At 59.3% G+C, this 21,108-nt stretch carries 15 protein-coding genes; 8 read left to right on the top strand and 7 right to left on the bottom strand.

Annotated elements, in window-relative coordinates; genetic code table 11:
* Window positions 1-30 precede the first annotated feature (30 nt).
* Window positions 31-2,547, top strand: a complete 2,517-nt coding sequence (locus tag QSJ80_RS06835; protein WP_285763681.1) for a serine/threonine-protein kinase — start codon at window positions 31-33, stop codon at window positions 2,545-2,547.
* Here QSJ80_RS06835 and QSJ80_RS06830 read toward each other — a convergent pair whose 3' ends face one another.
* On the bottom strand, window positions 2,548-3,006 hold the full coding sequence (locus QSJ80_RS06830; RefSeq protein WP_285763680.1) for a DP-EP family protein: 459 nt from the start codon (window positions 3,004-3,006) through the stop codon (window positions 2,548-2,550).
* A 350-nt stretch (window positions 3,007-3,356) separates the two neighbouring features.
* Here QSJ80_RS06830 and QSJ80_RS06825 point away from each other — a divergent pair, with 350 nt between their 5' ends.
* The 7 genes from QSJ80_RS06825 (at window position 3,357) to QSJ80_RS06795 (ending at window position 10,960) form a co-directional block, all read left to right on the top strand.
* Window positions 3,357-3,527 (top strand): hypothetical protein, encoded by a 171-nt coding sequence (locus QSJ80_RS06825; RefSeq protein WP_285763679.1) that lies wholly within the window; start codon window positions 3,357-3,359, stop codon window positions 3,525-3,527.
* Between the two features lie 37 nt (window positions 3,528-3,564).
* Window positions 3,565-5,382 carry a trans-sulfuration enzyme family protein gene (locus tag QSJ80_RS06820; protein ID WP_285763678.1) on the top strand — a complete coding sequence of 606 codons (1,818 nt, stop codon included), beginning with the start codon at window positions 3,565-3,567 and terminating at the stop codon, window positions 5,380-5,382.
* Window positions 5,383-5,551: 169 nt separating this feature from the next.
* Window positions 5,552-6,853, top strand: coding sequence for a S1C family serine protease (locus tag QSJ80_RS06815; protein WP_285763677.1), 1,302 nt, complete (start codon window positions 5,552-5,554; stop codon window positions 6,851-6,853).
* Complete coding sequence (locus QSJ80_RS06810) at window positions 6,844-7,887, top strand: FHA domain-containing protein (protein ID WP_285763676.1); 1,044 nt, start codon at window positions 6,844-6,846, stop codon at window positions 7,885-7,887. Before QSJ80_RS06815 ends, QSJ80_RS06810 begins: the two co-directional genes overlap by 10 nt.
* 63 nt (window positions 7,888-7,950) lie before the next feature.
* The gene (gene hisC / locus QSJ80_RS06805; protein ID WP_285763675.1) at window positions 7,951-9,039 is read left to right on the top strand and encodes a histidinol-phosphate transaminase; all 1,089 of its coding nucleotides are present in this window, start codon (window positions 7,951-7,953) and stop codon (window positions 9,037-9,039) included.
* 34 nt (window positions 9,040-9,073) lie between these two features.
* Entirely contained in the window at window positions 9,074-9,925 is an 852-nt protein-coding gene (gene mepA, locus QSJ80_RS06800) for a penicillin-insensitive murein endopeptidase (protein WP_285763674.1), read from the top strand.
* Window positions 9,926-9,955: 30 nt separating this feature from the next.
* Complete coding sequence (locus QSJ80_RS06795; RefSeq protein WP_285763673.1) at window positions 9,956-10,960, top strand: D-alanine--D-alanine ligase; 1,005 nt, start codon at window positions 9,956-9,958, stop codon at window positions 10,958-10,960.
* Here the strand turns inward: QSJ80_RS06795 and QSJ80_RS06790 are convergent.
* The 6 genes from QSJ80_RS06790 to QSJ80_RS06765 form a co-directional block, all read right to left on the bottom strand.
* Complete coding sequence (locus QSJ80_RS06790) at window positions 10,954-12,951, bottom strand: hypothetical protein (protein WP_285763672.1); 1,998 nt, start codon at window positions 12,949-12,951, stop codon at window positions 10,954-10,956. The genes QSJ80_RS06795 and QSJ80_RS06790 overlap by 7 nt on opposite strands.
* A 233-nt stretch (window positions 12,952-13,184) precedes the next feature.
* Complete coding sequence (locus tag QSJ80_RS06785; protein WP_285763671.1) at window positions 13,185-14,894, bottom strand: amidohydrolase; 1,710 nt, start codon at window positions 14,892-14,894, stop codon at window positions 13,185-13,187.
* Between the two features lie 286 nt (window positions 14,895-15,180).
* A complete protein-coding gene (locus tag QSJ80_RS06780) occupies window positions 15,181-16,230 on the bottom strand; it encodes a 2-oxoacid:ferredoxin oxidoreductase subunit beta (protein WP_285763670.1) in 1,050 nt (349 codons plus the stop codon).
* Window positions 16,227-18,095 carry a 2-oxoacid:acceptor oxidoreductase subunit alpha gene (locus QSJ80_RS06775; protein WP_285763669.1) on the bottom strand — a complete coding sequence of 623 codons (1,869 nt, stop codon included), beginning with the start codon at window positions 18,093-18,095 and terminating at the stop codon, window positions 16,227-16,229. The genes QSJ80_RS06780 and QSJ80_RS06775 overlap by 4 nt, the downstream gene beginning before the upstream one ends.
* A 36-nt stretch (window positions 18,096-18,131) precedes the next feature.
* Window positions 18,132-19,931: an FAD-dependent oxidoreductase gene (locus QSJ80_RS06770; RefSeq protein ID WP_285763668.1), complete on the bottom strand. Its 1,800-nt coding sequence runs from the start codon at window positions 19,929-19,931 to the stop codon at window positions 18,132-18,134.
* A 67-nt stretch (window positions 19,932-19,998) separates the two neighbouring features.
* Window positions 19,999-20,601: an HNH endonuclease gene (locus QSJ80_RS06765; protein WP_285763667.1), complete on the bottom strand. Its 603-nt coding sequence runs from the start codon at window positions 20,599-20,601 to the stop codon at window positions 19,999-20,001.
* Window positions 20,602-21,108: the final 507 nt, after the last annotated feature.

Below are 21,108 nucleotides of genomic sequence, written 5' to 3'. Positions count from 1 at the left end.
CACCCGGGATAGAGTTAAAAAAGAGATATTATGGACACTGCAACTCCGCAATACATCGGCCGCTACCAGATTGAATCCACTCTGGGGGCAGGTGGTATGGGCGTTGTTTACCTTGCCCGGGACCCCAGGCTTGGTCGCAAGGTCGCGATCAAGTGCCTCAAGGCAGAAGCCACCAGCGGCAATGCCGAGGCCCGTATCCGCCGCGAGGCACAGCTGCTGGCACAGCTCAATCACCCCAATATCGTGCAACTGCATGACGTCATTGACGAGAGTGGCCAACTGGCGCTTGTGATGGAGTATGTGGAGGGCAGCACCCTGCGACACTGGATGCGCGAGCACAATGCCCCGCTCTCTGACAAAATCGATTTGTTAATCCAAATCTCCAAGGGCCTGGAAAAGGCCCATGATATGGGCATGATCCATCGTGATTTAAAGCCCGACAATATCCTCATCACCAATAGCGGTGATGCAAAAATCACCGATTTTGGCATCGCCAAGTCCCGCCAGCTGCCCAGCGCCACCATCACTGCCGCAGACCATATTGCCGGTACCGTCACGGCCATGTCGCCCGAACAGGCGCTGGGGCAGGAGCTGGATGCGCGCAGTGATATTTTCAGCTTTGGCGTGATTGCCTATGAACTGATCTGCGGCAGCAAGCCATTCGGGGATGAATCCAATGCGCTGGCCTACTCCAACCGGGTCATCAATGAACCCCCGGTGCCGCCAAAACAGGCCTGGCCGAATATCCCGGCGCCGCTGGAATCTTTGCTCGACAGGCTACTGCAAAAAAAACCGGAAAAACGCCCTGACAATATCGAGTTTGTCACACAGGCGCTGTTGCTTCTGCGTGGAGTACCGACAAACAATACCGAGGGGGAGATCTCCGCTACGGTAACAGAGCTGCTGCGCAAGCCGAAGAACCCTTTCTGGCGAAGAGTTGCGACTGCCGCTGCTACGGTAATCATCGGCGCCGGGGGATATCTGGGATGGGAATATGTGACACGCTTGGAACCGCAATATATCGCCATACTCCCACCGCAAATTGAAGGCGACGCACCTGCACTCACAAAGGCCATGGTCCGACAGGCCCTGGGAAGCGCCGCCAACCAACTGAAAAATACCGCCCTGGTGAGCTTTAGCCCCAAAGAAGAGCAGAATCTGGACGAGCAGCTCAAAGCATTACGTGACAAAGGCGTAACCCATGCACTCTTTGCGCGGCTTGAGTGCGCCGAGCAGCGTTGCCAGACCGAGTTACAGCAACTGTCACCATCCAATGGATTGATACTCAACGACAACCACTTCGTCATACTCCCGGACCGAAAAGCGGAATCTGCAAGCCGCATCCAGGATGTTGCCGCAGGCCTGTTTGAGGCCTCCTACCTCAAAGATGGCTCTGAACAGCGCATGATGGATGAAGGAGATTACCCCCACTATCTCGATATCCTTTCACGCCTGAAAAACCTGGACGTAAAGGCTGAGGATCTACATCAGCTGCGTTCCCTGATTCGTCGTTATCCAACAAATGAAGAGCTTTACCGCTCCGCCATCGAGGTCGCTACCGGACTTTACAGTACCTCTAAAGATCCGGAGCTACTGGAAAGGGCTTATCAGCTTCTCGATCTGGCGCTGCAAAACAAGTTGCCTGAAGAATTCATCATCGAACTGGAAGTGAAGCTTCTCAGCAATAAAGCAAATGAGCACCAACTCCTTCAAGCTGGCGAAAAAATAAACGCAATCAAAAACCCCGACCATAACCTACTGGCCAGCTACTCAAGGGTATTATACGGGCACGGGGACTATACGAATGGTATTGTTTTCGCACAAAAAGCTGCAGCCATGAACCCCTCTGCGGAAAACTACTATTTGATTGCCCTGAACCAGTTCGGCAGTGGTGACTACGATGGCGTGTCCGCTACGCTGCAAAGAAACATCGCTCTGCATCCAGAACACTGGCAGTCTTATGGAACCCTGTCTGCCATTCATATCGAGACCGGAAATTTTGAGGAAGGTGAGCGCCTGATCAATGCCATTCCGGAGGATTTCAGGAATGTGTACACCTACTCAAACCTCGGGGCCGCGCAAGCACTACAGGGCAACCATCAGCTGGCACTCGTCACCTACCTGAAGGCACTTTCACTTGCGCCAGACTATGTTTCTGTGCTGGGTAACCTGGCAGAAGCCTACATAATGGTGGGTGAAAAAGAAAAAGCCCTGGAGACTTTCACACACATAAAAGACAAGACGTCTGGCAAGCAAGACCTTGAGGAGCGCATTTATCACGCAACATCCCTGGCTTATCTTGGAGACGTCTCGGAAGCTTCTGCGAAAATTCTGGCTCTGCTCAAAGAGCAGCCCGAAGATACTTATGTTAAGTACTTTGCGACCCAGATCTTCTCGCTCGCGGAGGACTATCAGTCCGCAGCCTTCTACCTGCAGGAATTGCTCGAGCAGGGGATGGACTACCGTTTCTTTTACCTGCCAGCATACCGGCAAGTATGCGCCCATACGGGCGCAACACGTCCAGGTATCAGCAAGGTATGCGAATGATTACTGGGGCTGAACAATAATCTTGGGGTCCGCAGAACAAACAGGGGTTCCGGCCCCGTCCACGGCCAGCCACTTATAGGAGAAGTTGGCCCGACTTTTTTTCTTGGCCTTTACCTTGATGCTGAGGGTACGGCCGTCATCAGAGGTGATTTCTGACTTCTTCAGCGCTTTTTTCCCCTCGTTAACCTCGCCACAAAATTCGAGTCCGTCCGAGCTGCCATTCTCAGCAAATCTTAGACTTGTGCTTTCCATTTTGACTTTCAGGGTCGCAACACCGGATTTTTCACTACCGCCTTCCTTCACCCCCTCAAAATCAATAGTGATGGTCTCTACCGCAATGCCTTGAGCATTCGTTAAGGTCCATTGCTCACCATCTCCAGCAGGGGTCAGGGTGTAATCCACCTGCGCAGCACCATTTTCTGGCACTATCAGATCTGCGGTCGACACTAAATCGCTCATGAGTTCACTCCTGTATTTTTTATTTGATCCATTACATGTTCATTGCCGATGGCCGGCCCAGCATACAGTAGTTGCCGAACCGCCGAAATCCGATTGTGCAGCACTGTAATCACGGCTGCCCATAAAAAAAACCGGCACCACTTACGCGATGCCGGTTGAAGGTGCAGATGGTCCCAACCATCAACGGGTACCTCACAACACTATCAAGAGCGAGTTTGGTGCTTCCTTGCACCGGTGGATCGCATCCACTGTTACAGGCAGTAGGCTCTGAACCCGTGACAGTCGATCCGGCGTTGCGTCCCTTGCCGTATCTTTTCAGCTCACCTCCGGTCCGTCGGAAGCTGATGGATATGCCGCACCGGACAGCGAGAAAGCCCGGCGATGGCAACTGCACCCATCTGATGGTGGAATTTATGCGCCTCCCCCGGCAATGTCGATTACTGCGCATTACAGAAGCCTGGCAGGCCGGTTTACCGGGCAGCAAGACACTGGTTTCAACTGAAACCTTTTTCCTGCTATAACTCTGAACAAGACCAGCCGCATTTCGGGTAGAAAATCATGCCAATAACAAATACTCCCGCTTCGCAGATGTCCCCTGCCCAGGTACAGAGCGCCCGCCTGCTCTCGCCGCGGCGCAACACCACCCAGGCCGCCAGTGCCAGCGCGCTGGCAATGGAACAGCTGTCCCACTTCGGTATTAACCCGAACAGCGAGCAGGGTCAGTTGCTCGGCGCCACCGCGCAACTGCTCTACAGCGCGCAGGCCAATATCGCCGAGCTGTGGCAACTTACCCAGGACTGTATCGACAAGCTGGACCGCAGCGACCGTATCGCGTTCTTCAATGCCAAGCGCTTTATGAGCTTCCAGCTGGCCAAGCTGCTGGATACGCTGCAGAACCCCATGCGCAAGAGTTTCCAGAGCCTGCAGGGCGAAGGTTTCAGCAGTGCGGCGCGTGGCGGCTACCCATTGTTCGACAATGTGCCGGCAATCTTCTCTGCCACCCCGGTGATCGTGCGCACCGCCACCTATATCTATGCCTGCACCGAATGGATCGATGACGCTTTCCAGGGCAAGGAACCCACGCACCAGATCTATTCGCGCCTGCTCAACCCCACTTCCATCTCTCTCGCGAATACGATTGTGGACCTGGAGTGCGGCCCCCATGCTGGAGAGTACCTGGCCTGGAATTTCAATTCCGGTATGGCCGCCATCGATGCGCTGCTGTCCAACCAGCTGCGCCATGGCGATATCCTGATCGTGAGCCGCAACATCTATGGTGGCGTGCACCAGCTGCTGCAGGACCACTTTGCGCGCAAGGACAAGATGGCGATCGAGCTGTGCTGGTTCGATGGCTACAGCGGTGAGGAATTCCAGCAATTTATGGATCAGGTGCTCGAGGAAAAGGCCGAGCAACTGGCAGCGGGCAAGCGCGCACACGTTTACCTCGAGTCCCCCTGTAACCCGCACGGCTATATGCTGGACGTGCCGGCCATCAGCCGCATCGCGCACGAAGCGGGGCTACTGGTGAGCCTGGATTCCACCCTGGCCACCCCCATCCTGTACCAGCCACTGCAACGTGCAGAAAAGATCGAGCGGCCGGATTTTGTGGTGCACAGCTACACCAAGGACATTTCCGGCTCCGGCGCCGCCACCGCCGGCGTGGTGATCGGCGAGAACCACCGTATGTTTATCCCCAAGGGGGATAGCGTGGGTGATATCTCCTGGGAGCAGACCATGTTCTGGGATGTGTATTACATCAAGGGCGCCTTTCTGGATGCGGACAAGGCGTTCGAGGTGTTGCAGGGCATCCGCACCCTGGAGCTGCGCATGGTGCGCAAGGGCATCAATGCCACCTGCCTGGCGCGCTTCCTCGCCAGCCACCCGGATATCCGGGTCAACTCGCACGCGGTACCGCAAAATGAAAACAGCCGGGTCCGCGCACAGCTGCTGCGCCACGGCCTGCCTTCTGCACTGTTTACCATCGACATGGAAGCGGCGCAGATCCCGGTGGAAGCCTTCAAGCGTTTCTTCGACACGCTGGAGCCGGCCTTCTCGCAGCAGGTCAGTATCGGCCAGACCAACACTATGGTGCTGTGCCCGGCGCTCACCTCGCATTCGGAGCTGTCACCGGAAGCCATGCGCGATGCCGCCATCTACCCCACCACCACACGCATATCGGTGGGCGACGAGAACGTGGCGGAACTGATTGCACACTTCATCCTCTGCGCACGCATGCACCTGGACCCGGTCGCACCGGGGTTCAGCGAGAAGTTCATGTCGCCCGAGGAGGCAGACAACCTGTTCCGCGGTGTCTATACGGAAATTCACGGGCGCATTGCCGAGGCCATGCCCGGCGTGGAGACCTACCTTTCCTAGCGGAAATTCGCAGGCAGCCGCCGGGCCGGCAACTTGCCGCCCCCCGCCAATCGCCGTACTATGCTGTAACGCACTCTGGTTATTCTGTAACCAGAACCTATTACAGTACGGCGCGGCGGCCGCACGGGTTCAGGCCCGGTGGTGAGATCGCGCGAATATAAGAAAAGCGATGTCCCGAAGCATATTTTCCAAGCTTGTATATACCTCTGTCGCGCTGGTCCTGTTGGTGTCCGGCAGGGTTCACGCCGAAGGCTATGAGGAACTGTACCGCGACCACCGCGACAGCCTTTACCAGATCCGTATCATCGAGAAGTCCTCCAACTCCAAGTCCGGACTGGGCTCGGGCTTCCAGATCCGCGCCGACGGGCTGGTTGCCACCAACTACCACGTGATCGCCGAGTTCATCCGCCACCCGGGCAAATACCGGCTGGAATACCTGATGGAAGACGGCAGTAAGGGCAAGCTGGAACTGCTCGACGTGGACGTCATCAACGACCTGGCCCTGCTGCGCCACGACGAGGCCGGCCGTGACTTTCTGGCACTGGCAGAAGAGACCCCGCGCCGCGGCGAAATCATCGTCGCCATGGGTAACCCGCTGGACCTGGGCACCACCGTGGTTCCCGGCACCTACAACGGTATTGCCTCCGGCAGCTTTTACGACCGCATCCACTTTTCCGGCTCGGTAAACCCCGGCATGAGTGGCGGCCCGGTCATCAATACCCGCGGCGAAGTGGTGGGCATCAATGTTGCCACCGCCGGCAACCAGATCAGCTTCCTGGTCCCGGTCGATAAACTGGCGAAACTGAAGCGGGACTACGAGCAGCGCCAGGCGCCGGTTTCCGACTTCAAGAAGGTGATCTACAAGCAGCTCAAGGACAACCAGCAGCACATCATGGACAACGTGCTGTCTGCAGACTGGCAGCGTCGCCAGCTGGGCAATGCCTATGTGGTTGGTGAAGTGGTACCGGCCATCAAGTGCTGGGGCCGCAGCAGCGAGGAAGACGAGGACAACCCGGTACGCCGCATCGACAAGGGCTGCACCGGCCAGGACACCGTATACCTCGCGGACGAGTTCAACACCGGCCGTGTCGAGTACGAGTTTTTCTGGCTCGACGCGAGTGACCTCAGCCCCACCCGCTTCTACAGCGAGTACGAGCGCCAGATGAGTAGCTTCTTCCCCGGCAATCGCGCCGGTGAGGACGACGTGAGCAACTTCCAGTGCCAGCAACAGTTCACCGAGCAGCCGCGCACGAGTAAAGAGCAGGCCGAAGAGAGCCCGGTGATTGCGCGCACTACCTACTGCGTGCGTCGCTACCGCGATTACCCGGACCTGTATGACATCTTCTACCTCAGCCTGACCGTGGACCACGACAACCAGGGCCTGGTCAGCCATTTCACCCTGTCCGGCTTTACCCGTGAATCCGCCGACGCCTTTACCCGCAAGTTTACGAGTGAAATCCAATGGCACTGATTATTGAAGTACTGAACAAGATCGGCCGGGTTTCCGAACGCCACCGCTTCGAAGGCGAGAGCGCAACCATCGGTCGCGCTTATGACAACGACCTGATCCTGGGCGACACCCACCTGGACGCACATCACCTGCGCCTGACCCGCGACGAAGAGGGCATCCGCCTGCAGGACCTGGATACGCTCAACGGCACCTGGTACCGCCACGGCCGCGCGCGTCGCAAGCGCGTCGAAGGGCCCCGTGTGATCGAATCCGGCGACGAACTGATCATCGGCAAAACCCACCTGCGCCTGGTGGACAGCGCTGCGGAAGTTGCGCCGGCACAGCCATTGCACTCGATGGAAGACTTTATCGAGCGTATTGCCCACCCGGCGGTCCTGACTATTTTGCTGCTGCTGATCGGCGGCACCACCCTGGCGGATAACTACCTGTCCCAGGCCACCGAGATTGAGTGGAAGGACAACCTGCAGATGCTGGTGACCACTTTTCTGGGCCTTGCCATCTATGCAAGCGTCTGGTCGTTCCTCGGTTACCTGGTGCGACAGGACAGCCGTTTCCTTGCACACTTCGCCATCATCAGCCTGGTGGCACTGCTGTTCACCGGCTGGGAATGGCTGTCCGGCCTGCTGCACTTCAACTTCTCTTTGGGTGACAGCGGCCCAACCCTGAATATGCTGATACTTGGCATACTGCTGCCCGCGGCGCTGTGGCTGGCACTGTACCTGTCGCTGAACCTGACCCCGACCTGGCGCTGGGTGGTCAGCCTGGTAGTCCCGTGGGGCTTCCTCGGCCTCGGCGCCATTGAACGTGCGCAGTTCGACAGTGATTTTGTCGGCCGCCCGGTATACTCCACCACTCTCAAGCACGACAGCCGGCGCCTGCGCCCGCCTGTGAGCATGGAGGAGTTTATCGACCGTTCCGACGAGCTGTTCGATATCGAGCTGCCAGAGAAAAAACCGAAGAAAGAAGACAAGTCAGAAAGCGTGGCAAAGAATGGCGCGCCGGAAGAAAGCGAGGTCGGAGCCCCGCAAAACTGACTTGCCGCACCGCAGCGCAGGATGCAGGCGCTGCGGATCACCAGGATTTTAGAGAGCACCCCCTTGAGCGTTACGAGTAGCCCTTTCTGGAGCGAGGCCGTCACCCGGCTGTCGCCGTACGTGCCCGGCGAACAGCCTCGCGGCGAAAAGCTGGTCAAGCTGAATACCAATGAAAACCCCTACCCGCCCTCGCCGCGGGTGGCACACGCACTGGCGGGCGATGCACACCTGGAAGCGCTGCGTCTCTATCCGGACCCGGAATCGCTGAGCCTGCGCAAGGCCATCGCCGGCCAGTTCGACCTGGTGCCAGAACAGGTTTTCGTCGGCAACGGCTCCGACGAGGTGCTGGCCCATGCGTTCTATGCATTCTTCAAGCGCGAGCAGCCGCTGCTGTTTGCCGATATCACCTACAGTTTTTACCCGGTTTACTGCCAGTTCTTCGAGGTGCCTTTCCGCACACAACCACTGTGCCAGGATTTCAGTTTCGATGTAGACGCGCTGGCTGGGGCGGCTGCAGAAGCCGGCGGCCTGATCATCGCCAACCCCAATGCGCCCACCGGGCGCCTGCTTGGCCTGGCCGACATTGAAAATCTACTCGAAGCTTATGCGCACCGGGTGGTGCTGGTCGACGAGGCCTATATCGACTTTGGCGGCGAAAGCGCCGCACAGCTGATCGACCGCTACCCCAACCTGCTGGTGGTGCAGACCCTGTCCAAATCCCGCTCGCTGGCGGGCCTGCGCCTCGGCTATGCACTGGGCGACCCGGCCCTGATCACCGGCCTCAATCGCGCCAAGAACTCATTCAACTCCTACCCCATCGACACCCTGACCCAGGTGGTTGCGGAAGCGGCCATCGGTGACCGCGACTGGCTTGATGACTGCACTGGCAAGGTGATCAGCACCCGCGAGCGCGTCAGCGAAAGACTCGCCGCACTGGGTTTCGACGTGGTGCCGTCGGCGGCGAATTTTGTGTTCGCGCAGCACGGTAAAGTGGCGGCCGCGGAAATCTATGCGGGCCTGCGCAAGGCAGGTGTGCTGGTACGCCACTTCGACAAGCCCCGCATCAGCAATTTCCTGCGGATATCCATCGGTACTGACGCGGAAATGGACACCTTCCTGGGCGCCGTCGAGCGGCTTCTGGGCGACCTATAATTGCTTCCAGTAATCACGGTTTAAAAGGCGCCGGATGATCCCCCGCAAAACCCCACTGTTGTTGCTGTTCGCCGCCCTCGTTGCAGGGCCGGCGGCGGCAAATAACCCCTGGGAGGCGAAGAAAAACCCCACCCAGCGTATCCCGCAGACCATTGGCACCTATACCAACGGCTGCCTCGATGGTGCCGAGCAGATGCCCCGTGAGGGCACCGGTTTCCAGCTGGTCCGTACCGCGCGCAATCGCCACTTCGGCAACCCGGTGATGGTGCGTTTCCTCAAGGACTTCGCTGGCAATGTACACGAGGCCGGGCTCGGCACCCTGTTGATCGGCGATATTGCCATGGCGCGCGGCGGCCCATTTACCAGCGGTCACGCCAGTCATCAGGGCGGGCTCGATGCAGACATCTGGTTCCACCAGGACCCGCGCGCGGAGGAGCGCCCGCTCACCGACAAAGAACGCAATTCCATGCCGCCCACGCCACTGGCGGATGCCGGCCAGCACAAGCTGATCGACAAGAACTGGGACGACAAATACCTGGGCATCCTGCGCCTCGCCTCCGGCGATGACCGCGTCGAGCGTATCTTTGTACACCCCACCATCAAGCGCCAGATGTGCAAGCGTGAAACCGGTGACAAGGAATGGCTGCGCAAGGTGCGCCCCTGGTGGGGACACAATTACCATTTCCATGTGCGCCTGAAGTGCCCGGAAGGACAGAATAACTGCAAGCCACAGGCGCCACCGAAGGGCGACCCATGTGGCGGCCTCAAGTGGTGGTTTAGCGACGACTTTTATGCAATCTTAAGAGGCGAGAAGAAAAAGGACCCGAAGCCGCCGAAGAAGCCGGAGCTGCCACAGCAGTGCAAGGCGGTACTGGCGGCACCCTGATCGACGAGCGGCACCCAATTAGCCGAACCTATGACAGAAAAAATCCATACATTACTGGTTTGTGGCGGCGGCAGCAGCGAACACGAGGTGTCGCTGCGCACGGCGGACTTTATCGCGCAGCAGCTGCAGGCCGATGATATTGCGCTGCGCCGCGTGGAGATGACCGCAGATGGCCGCCTGCTCGATGCCGGGCAGAAAGAATGGCTATTGCAGCACGGTGTACTTCGCGCAAACGACGGCGCCGACAACTGGCCGGTGCACTGCGTGGTGCCATCCATTCACGGCTACCCGGGAGAAACCGGCGATTTCCAGTCCGCGCTGGAAATGCAGGGCGTGCCCTACTTCGGCTGCGGCCCTGAGGCCAGCAAGATCTGCTTCAACAAGGTCACCTCCAAGCTCTGGTTCACCGCACTGGGTGTGCCCAACACCCCCTATGAATTCATCACCGGACTCGACAAAACCGATTTCGACAAAGCCCGTGAAGCGCTCGCGCGCTGGGGCACCATTTTTGTAAAGGCTTCCAACCAGGGTTCATCCGTCGGCTGTTACAAGGTCAGCGATGGCGGCGAGCTGGACAAGGCGTTGCGCGAAGCCTTCAGCTACTCGCCGTTTGTATTGATCGAGCAGGCCGTACGTGCCCGCGAACTGGAAGTGGCCGTGTACGAATACAAGGGTGCCATCCATGCCACACCGCCCGGGGAAATCCTGGCACCGGCAGATACGTTCTATACCTACGAAGAAAAGTACTCGGAAGGCAGCCACTCCTCCACCCAGGTCATGGCGGAGGGGCTGTCGCAGAAACAGCTCGATGCCATCGAGGCATACAGTTACCGGGTATTCGAAAGCCTCAAACTGAAGGACCTGTCACGGGTGGATTTTTTCCTCACCGAGGACGGCGACATCTACCTGAACGAGATCAATACCTTTCCCGGCATGACCCCGATCTCCATGTTCCCAAAGATGGTAATGAACGCGGGCACTGATTATTCCGATTACCTCTGTAGCCAGGTGCGGCGGCTGGCGCGCGCTCAGTAGCGCTGCTCCTGTGCCCGCATGACCCGGTAAACCACATCGCCCTGCTGTTGCAGGCGCCCTGCCTGTACCGGGTCGCCCATGGATACCGGCGCGCCGACCTGTACCGGCACACTCACACTCTGGTGGCTGTGGCGACCATGGCGATCCACCTGCTGCACATGCAGGTCGACAAAGTGCTGCCCCGGTGTCATCGCCACCAGATCGATTTCTATCTCGCCACTGCCATCGAGCCAGTACTCACTCTGGCCCAGGCTGAGCCCGTCCTGCGCCGTCACCTGCACCTGTAACTGGCTGCCGGGTGCACTGAACAGCTTGACCGGCAGCCTGGCGGTAGCGCCCGCGTTATCCAGCCTGGCCGGCTGCGCCGCCATGGATACGGTGGCACCGGGCTTGCGCGCACTCAGGTCGAAACAGGTTTCACCACCGGTGCTGCCCTCGTTGTCGAGATTGTTATAGTCGTGCAGTTCCACCACATACTCCCCGGCAGACAGGGTCGTCGAAAGTCGTTCGACGCCACTCGCACTGCCATTGGCACGTGCCACCGGCCGCCCCCGGCGGTAGACGATGATATCCGGGTCAGAATTGCCGCCGGCGCTGTCCATCGCCTCGATATCCAGCTGCCGGCGCGACGATAAAGCCAGGCGGTAATAGCGCCGGTTGCCCAGTTTGTTGTACTCGCCGTAACCGTTACTGCTGCAGCCAACCTGGCTCACACCGGGCACCAGTGCCCCATACACCGGCAGATCCAGGGTGCCATTGGTTTCGTTCTCGCCGAATACACCGCTGCCAAAGACCTCATGCTGTGCCGCCATGGCATCGATGGTCTGGACGAAATCCGGGTACAGTGCGCGCATCCGGTGCAGGAACGGGTAAATGGACATCATGCCTTCGGTGTTGCGGTAACCGCTGTCCGCAAAGGTTTCCAGCAGGCCACGGATACCGGGCCCGGCGGGGTCTCGCAGCAGCTGGTAAATCAGGGTCTGTACGCTGCCCTCGCTGTACCAGCCTTTCGCGCCGTAGGGATTGGTGTCGATCGGGAAGCGGAACCCGCCCTGCTGGCGGTTACCGGTGGAATCGATATACATGGAGAAGTTGCCGGTAAGGCCGGCAATGGCGGTCGCCAGGCCTTCGGAATAGGCCACGCGCATATCCAGGACCTGGCCGACAGCGTGAGAGCCCCCCATGGAATCGGAGCGGGCCAGTGCATTTTCCAGGTAGTGACCCAGCTCGTGCAGGATGACCGCGGGATCATACTCCTCGGTGTCAACGTTCTCCGCACCCAGCAGGTAGACATTGCCGCCGGTAAAAAAACTGCTGGGGAAAGCGCCGGTACTGATATTGGTGCTGCCACTGACAGGTCGATTGTTCACGCTCCAACGCAACTGCATCGGCGGCAATACCAGCTCACCATTCATGGCGAGCAAAGCCTGCAGGAACTGGTAACTGGTGTCGAGAATGGCAAAGGGGGCTGCGGCGCGCTCGCCACTATAACCATCACCGCCCCAGCCGGAGAGGGCATGCAGGTTGCGCGTACTGTCAGACTCGCCGCTGTCTGCCAACTCGCCATCGAGCACATAGAGCGCATTGCCGCTGGTGTTATCCGTCACGCTGAATCCCCAGCCGGGCACACCGGCACTGGCATAGCGTGCATTGACCCGCACCTGAACCCGCAAGCCGGGGTCCACCCTGAATGCATAATTACCGTTGGCATCCGTGCGGGTGCGGGCGAGACGCTCGCCACCGGCACCCAACAGGTCCACCTCGGCACCGCGTACCGGCTCCCGGCGTGTGCAGCCATAGCAGAGGCTGGTTCCGGAATGTGGCACCCTGTCATAGGTTACCTGCCCGGACAGGGTCAGGTCGCCGGTGCCGGCTACGGGGACAACGCCTGTATCAGTGCCTGTATTGCCGCCGGTGGTGGTCGGCGTAACCGGGGTTGGGGGCGGCGGCGAATCACTGCTGGAGCTTTTATCGCAACCAGCGGCCAGCAAACTCGCCAGAAGAAGGAAAAAAAGGACCGCTTTACCGCGTGCGAATCGAATGACTCTCCGGTAAATAAAAAAGACGCCAGGAGTATAGCTTGTTGTCAGTCGCCGCATTCGTTGCATAAATCCATAGTGGCTTTATGCAACATAGTTGAGTGGCAACCGTAGGCGGCCAGTCACGCGCCATTTGCGAATCGCGAACTGGCCCTGTCAGGGTGACTGGCGGGTTGGGGGAATGGTCAGAAAAAGCCCAGCGGATCTTCCTCCGGGTAGACCTGCTCACCGTCTTTCCAGGTGCTGTGTACCTCGATCGCGGGCAGGGCCGCCTCATCGACCTGCAGCGGGTTCTGCTCGAGTATGACGAAGTCCGCGCTCTTGCCCGGCGTCAGTGAACCTTTCTGCTCACCCTCGCCATACTGGCGCGCCGCGTCCAGCGTCACGGCGCGCAGCGCCTGCTCCACGCTGATACGTTCGTCACTGGGCTGGCTCACACCATCGCGATTGGCGCGCGTCACCGCACTCCAGATCAGCTGCATCATGTCCGGTCCGGCCGCCGGGGTTTCGCTGTTCAACGTGACCAGGGCACCGGCATCAATGGCAGTGGCAACCGGACCGAATGCGCGCGCCCTTTCGGTACCGAGGATTTCCGCCAGCCAGTCGCTCCAGTAGTAAATCTGCACTGGCGAGAAAGAGATCGCCACGTCCTGTTTGGCCAGTTTGCGTGCCTGAGCCCTGCTCATCAGTTGTGGCGCGACCATCACCGGGCTGGAAAGGCGCTCGCCACCCCCGGCCTTGTCGATCGCCTCAATGGCGGTATCGATCGCGGCGTCACCGCTGGCACTGATCAGCGGCTGCCAACCCTGCTGGGCATACCGGCGCAGCCAGAGGTCCAGCTGCTCCTCACGGGTCAGCAGAAAGCCGCGATCCCCCGTTTTGGCCGACACCTTCATGTAGGGTGCATTCTGGTAGGCACTGCCAAGCTGACTGCTGCCATCCACCACCATCTTGACCCCGCCAATGCGGAAACGACCCTCGTAGGGCTCCGGCCGGTAATCGTCTGCATCCACCATATCCAGGGTGCTCGCAGGCAGGTAGGCGACGATATCCAGGTTCAGCATGCCGAAATCTGCGCCGGCACGGTACAGCTTAATCGCGCTCAGGGTCGCCCAGCCATCCTGCACCGTGGTAATGCCCGCCGCCAGATAGTCGTCCTGCACTTCCTTCAGGATGCCCACGGCCTTGAGCGCACTGGGAGCCGGGATCAGGTCCGCAATCACATCCATTGCGCGCTCCTCGATCACCCCGTTCAGCTGGCCGGTCCTGGGGTCCTTGCGGAATATCGCACCGGCTACCGGGTTGTAGGCCTGCTGTCCCAGCTTCTGCAGCACCACGCTGTTCACCACCGCAATCCTGCCCGACAGGTGCACCGCCACTACCGGCCGGGTATTGCTGACCCGGTCCAGGTCCCAGCGAGTGGGATGGCGCCGCTCTTTCAGCTGGCGTTCATCGTAGCCGAAGCCAAGGATCCAGTTGCCGCCGGGGTGATTACTGCCGTCCTCACGCAGCTTCTGTTGCAGGCTGCTGATATCGCGGACCGTGCCCATCGGTGGCGGCTTGAGACCGGCGACAGCACGTGCCATCGCCTGCTGGATCAGGTGCCCGTGGGCGTCGATAAAGCCCGGCAGCAGCGTGCGCCCTTCCAGTTCAATGAATTCGGTATGGGATGCGGTATAGGCGGCCATATCGGCCTCACTGCCGACCGCAAGGATGCGGCCGTTCTGCACCGCGATGGCAGTGGCATCCTTGTATTTGTCGTCGAGGGTGATCAGGGTACCGCCGCGGAGGATGGTGTCAGCGGTGCCGGTCGGCCGTGGTGTGACACAGCTACCAACCAGAAAGACAAGAAACAGCAGCAGCAACCTCGCTGCAATGCCCGAACTACCCGGCATGAAAAGGCCCCCTTGTTCGTATCAGTATTGACCAACGGGAGCGAAAGCGCGCCTGCGGGCAGGAATTGGCGCGGATTTTAACGTGATTAAACTAGAAAATCTTTCGGCAAGGGCGCTTTGGGGGCGATGAATCACAAATATGTGAACCGCAGGTTGCCCGGCCGAGCGGGCATTTCGAAACCGTCGCGCACATGGACATGCGCGCCGGAGCTACATGGATGTATTTATGCGTTTTCGAAATGCCCAAACGGACGAGCGACCGCCCAGGGGCCTGTTCATGGAAAATCTATCGGCAACTCTGGTTGATACTGTCCAGCGCCACCTGCCCCGGGCACAGGTCCTGCTCGGAAAGGTCCCGCAGCGGCCGGTCCGCGGTCTCCAACGTATCGTGCAAATCCTCGGAATCGCGATCCACATGCAAAAGTCCGGTGAGGATCTCGCCGCGCTCCTTGTAGCTATCCAGCAGGCGCAGCGCACTGGCGCGATCACTGATATCCAGTTCAGGATCAATCTTGTTCAGGCATACAGAGCCATCGTGTAGCGCCACTTCCACAGAACAGCCCGGCTCATAACTGGCCGTGACCTCCTCGCGCACCGGAATGAAGTCCGCCTGCCCCACCGCCTGCATATGCTCGCGCACATACTCGTAACCCTTGGTCGAACCCGGGTTGTTGTTGAACGTCACACAGGGGGAAATAATGTCGATAAAGGCAAAACCGCGATGTGCCAGCGCCCCCCGGATCAGTGGCACCAGCTGCTCCTTGTCGCCGGAGAAGCCGCGCGCCACATAGGTTGCCCCCAGCTGCAGGGCAAGTGCTACCAGGTCGATGGACTCGAACGGCGAAGCCCTGCCGGCCTTGCTGACAGAGCCCATATCCGTTGTGGCGGAGTCCTGCCCCTTGGTCAGACCGTAGCAACCATTATTTTCCACCAGGTAAACCATGTTCAGGTTGCGCCGCGCCACATGCGCAAACTGGCCCATACCAATGGACGCGGTATCGCCGTCACCGCTGACCCCCACGTAAATCAGTTCGCGGTTGGCCATACACGCACCCGTCGCAACAGACGGCATACGGCCATGCACGGAGTTGAAGCCGTGGGCATGGTTGAGGAAATAGTTCGGGGTCTTGGAGGAGCAACCGATTCCCGACAATTTGGCTACGCGGTGTGGCTCCACATCTGCCTCGAAACAGGCCTGCACAATCGCGGCGCTGACAGAGTCGTGGCCACATCCCGCGCACAGTGTGGAAAGTGCGCCCTCATAATCCTTGCGATACAGGCCAAGGTTGTTCTGCTGGTGATGCGGGTGACTGAACCCGGGCTTGAGGTAACTCATAGTGCACCTCCGACAACTTTTCCTACCACTTTCTTGCCGACAGTTTCGCCCTGCGGCTCCCGCGAGAGTTTGACCGCAATGGCATCCGCCACAAAGCGCGCGGTAATCGGGTAGCCATCATAATTCAATACCGGCACCAGCTTTTCCGGTGCCGCATTCAGTTCATTCATAATCAGGCTGCGCATCTGGCCATCCCGGTTCTGCTCGACAACGAAGACAATGCTGTGGGATTCAATAAAGCGCTCGGCAATATCGTCGAATGGGAATGCCATCAGCTGCAGGCAGTCGAGATAAATATTTTCTGCCGCGAGCTGGTCCACCGCTTCCAGGGTGGATTCTCGGCTGGTGCCGAAGAACAGCACCCCCAGGCTGGTGGCCACGGCCGACTCCTGCAACCGCGATGCGGGCACCATGGTGCGCGCCGTCTGCCACTTGCGCGTGAGTCGGTCCATATTTTTGACATAGGCATCGCTCTTTTCCGTGTAGCGCGCATATTCATCACGGGAAGTACCGCGGGTAAAGAATGCCCCCCGGGTTGGATGCGTGCCCGGCAGGGTTCTCTGCGGGATACCATCACCGTCCACATCGAGGTAACGCCCGAATGGCTCCTCCAGCGCTTCCAGCTGATCGTGATCGAGCACTTTGCCGCGGCGGAACTTGCGGCCCTCATGCCACTGCAGCGGCTCGGACAGGTGATCGTTCATGCCCAGATCCAGATCGCTGAGCAGGATGACCGGGGTCTGCAACTGTTCGGCAAGATCGAAGGCCTGTGCCATAAATTCGAAGCATTCCTGCGGCGACGACGGAATCAACAGCGGGTGGCGCGTATCGCCGTGGGAAGCGTAGGCGCAGGCAAGAATGTCGGATTGCTGGGTGCGGGTCGGCATACCGGTTGAGGGGCCAGCCCGCTGAACATCCACCAGTACCGCCGGCACCTCGGCAAAATAGGCAAGCCCCAGGAATTCACTCATCAATGAAATACCGGGGCCGGAAGTTGCGGTAAAGGCACGCGCCCCGTTCCAGCCACCACCGATGGCCATCCCCATTGCGGAAAGCTCGTCCTCTGCCTGCACCACGGCGAAATTTTTCTTGCCGGTACCCGGGTCGATTCGCAGGCGATTACAGTATTTCTCGAACGCCTCCACCACCGAGGTAGACGGGGTGATGGGGTACCAGGCAGCGAGTGTCGCACCGCCATAGATGGCGCCCAACCCGGTGGCGGTATTGCCATCCACCAGGATGCGCTCGCCAATACTATCGCGCCGCTCCACCCGGATTGGCAACGGACAGTCAAAATGTTCGCGTGCATAGCTATAGCCAAGCTCCAGCGCATGCACGTTGGGCGCCTGCAGTTTTTCCTTGCCCTTGAACTGGTCCTCGATCAGTCCGGTCAGGACCGGGAACTCGATATCCAGTAGCGCCGCCAGCGCGCCCACATAGATGACATTCTTGAACAGAAGCCGCTGGCGCGGATCCGTATACTCCCGCAGGCAGATGCTGGTAAGCGGTATGCCGAGGTAGTGGATATCGTCGCGGTGATGCTCATCGTGCAGCGGTTTGGAATTGTCATACAGGAAAAAGCCGCCCGGCTCCACGCTGGCAATGTCCTCCGGCAGGCTCTGCGGATTGACGCACACCACCATATCCACACCGCCGCGTCGGCCGGTATAACCCGACTCGCTGATCCGAACCTCATACCAGGTTGGCAACCCCTGGATATTGGAAGGAAAGATATTCTTCGGGGAAACCGGAATCCCCATCCGGAAAATAGCCTTGGCAAAAAGGTTGTTCGCACTCGCGCTGCCGGTACCGTTGACATTGGCAAAGCGAACAACAAAATCATTGAGCGCACTGATCGTTTTCATGTTTTTCCTGCTTGCATGATCCTGCAACGATGTTTCCTACACCGCTTCTTCTGCCCTGGCCTCACCAGCCTTGGTCACGTGGTAAAGAAATTTCTGCATATCCCAGGCAGCGGTGGGGCAGCGCTCCGCACAGAGACCACAGTGCAGGCATACATCCTCGTCCTTCACCATGAGCCGCCCGGTAGGCAGGTCATCCGAGACATAGAGCGGCTGCTCCAGGTTGCGCGCGGGCACGCGTGTAACCTGCCGCAATTCCTTTTCCGTCTCCGCTTTTGGCGTAAAGGTGAGGCAGTCGGTCGGGCAGATATCAATGCACGCATCACATTCGATGCATTTGGTCTCGGTAAAGACGGTCTGCACATCGCAGTTCAGGCAACGCTGCGCCTCCCGGAATGCGCTGGCGGCCTCGAACCCCAGCTCCACTTCCAGCTTGCGGTTATGCAGGCTTTCCGCCACGTCCCGGTGTGGTACGCGGTAGCGTTCATCCATGGCGACGGCGCTGTCATAGGTCCATTCCTGCAGGCCCATTTTCTGGCTGATCAGGTTGGTACCGGGCGGTGGCCGCAGGTTGACGTCCTGCCCCCGCAACAGCAGGTCGATAGAAACCGCCGCCTGGTGGCCATGTGCCACAGCGGTAATGATGTTTTCTGGCCCGAAGGCGGCATCGCCACCGAAAAATACGTTACCGAGGCTGGACTGGAAGCTGGCCTTGTCGACGATCGGGCGATCGTGCTGGTCAAATTCGATGCCGATGTCGCGCTCGATCCAGGGGAAGGCAGTGTCCTGGCCGATTGCGACACAGACGTCGTCGCACTCGATCAGTACCGGCGGCTCGCCGAGGGACACCAGGGTACGGCGGCCATCGTCAGCGTATACGGGGCGCACACGGTCAAAGCGCATGCCCACCAGACGCCCCTCTTCCAGCACGAACTCCAGCGGCACATGGTTCTGCAACATGGGCACGCCCTCGCGCTCGGCATCCTCGATTTCCCAGGGTGAGGCTTTCATTTCCGGGCGCGGGCTGCGCACGACCACTTTTACTTCATCGGCGCCCATCCGCAGTGCAGTACGACAGCAGTCCATGGCAGTGTTGCCACCGCCCAGCACGATAACCCGCTTGCCAATCGACTCCGTGTGCCCGAACGCAACGCTGGCCAGCCAGTTGATACCCAAATGAATATTGGCATCGGCTTCCGCACGCCCGGGCAGCTGCAGGTCGCGCCCCTGCGGCGCGCCGCTGCCGATAAAGACCGCGTCGTACTGTTCGGCGAGCAGACCCTTGAGGCTGTTTACCCGCTGGTTAAAGTGAGTGACGGCGCCCAGGTCCAGGATGTAACCCACTTCCTCATCCAGCACTTCCTCGGGCAGACGGAAGGATGGAATCTGGCTACGCATGAAACCGCCGCCCGCAGGCTGCTCGTCATAAATATCGATCGCATAACCCAGCGGCAACAGGTCCCGCGCAACGGTCAGGGAAGCCGGTCCGGCCCCCACCAGCGCCACGCGCTTGCCGTTCTTTTCCTGCACTGGCTGCGGCAGGCGCGCCTTCACAGACTCCTTCATGTCGGCGGCAACACGTTTCAAGCGGCAGATCGCCACCGGCTCCTGGTCGAGACGACCACGCCTGCACGCGGGCTCACAAGGCCTGTCACAGGTGCGGCCGAGGATGCCGGGAAACACATTGGATTCCCAGTTGATCATGTAGGCGTCGGTGTAGCGTCCCGCCGCGATCAGGCGGATATATTCGGGCACCGGCGTGTGTGCCGGGCAGGCATACTGGCAATCCACCACGCGGTGGAAGTATTCGGGATTGGCCGTATCCGTGGCTTTAACCATTTTTCTACCTGTTGTTGGTATGCGCCGTAATTCAAATACGAATTGCGTTAATTTTTTTAGTGCGGCCCTAGAGGATGCAAACCGAGTCCGGGCCAAACCTGGACCAGCGCGCCTCACGCCGCTTGTTAAATTGCGAGCGCAGGAATGCCATCTGGTCCCCGCGTATCCGGTCACCATTCACCAGCGCCAGGTATTCCGCAGCATTCGGACAGAATGGCAGCGCCAGTAGCTCCATATCCAGCTCCTGCAGCAGGGCATTGCCCTTGAACTGGTTACAACGCCGGCAGGCACTCACAACGTTTTCCCAAATGTCGCGCCCACCGCGGGAAATTGGATGTACATGATCCCGCGTCAGCGCCGCTGCGGAAAAACGGTTACCGCAGTACAGGCAATAGCGACCGTCACGCAGAAACAACGCGGCATTGGTCAGTGGCGGGCGACGCCTGGGCTCCGCAATACGCGCACCACCGCAGGCAATGATCGATGCCAGCTGCAACTGCGAACGCTTGCCGGTAAGGCGGTTGGTACCACCCTGTACCCGACGCACAATGCCGCCCAGCTCCCAGGTAACCAGCTCGCGCACATACAGGCATGCCGCCTGCTCCCAGCCCAGCCATTCCAGTGGCTGTCCCGCCAGGTTCAGGCGCAGGATTCTCGGCTGGGCTGTCATGCGCCCGCTCCCGCCACGTGGCGAACCGCAAAAAAAGCCCCGGAGGAATGATCCTCCAGGGCTCTTGAGAATAAGGCTGCGTTGGCATGGGCCACGGGCGCGCGATCGGCCGCGATGGTGACAGCGGGCCCTATAGGACCGTCATCCCAGTGCGGGCCTCCTATCCAGCGAAAGGAAGCAGTCGGATGCCTGCTGTAGTTCCTGGCTCGAACGCTGAACGCGCGACCCTCCTTTTCTTACTTGTCTTACTCGTCTTAGCCGTCTGACTCGTCTTTGTCGTCTTGCTCATCTCACCCGGTCCGTGCGCTCCGCACCGGAAAACGCGGGTACAAACAAAGGATGAATACCAATCAATAGTAAACCGAGGCCCATAAAAATAGGGGATAGAAGCGTCATTCGGAGGAAAAAGTGGCGCGTAAATAGACGGAGAGGCAAGCCTGGCTGTACAACGGAATGGATTATGCTTGCGCCAAAAGTAAAAACGCCGCTCAAGCTTCCTAGCCCGAG

It is taken from the genome of Biformimicrobium ophioploci (assembly GCF_030270605.1).
GTDB lineage: Bacteria > Pseudomonadota > Gammaproteobacteria > Pseudomonadales > Cellvibrionaceae > Biformimicrobium > Biformimicrobium ophioploci.
This window is presented reverse-complemented; position numbering and strand designations above follow the sequence as displayed.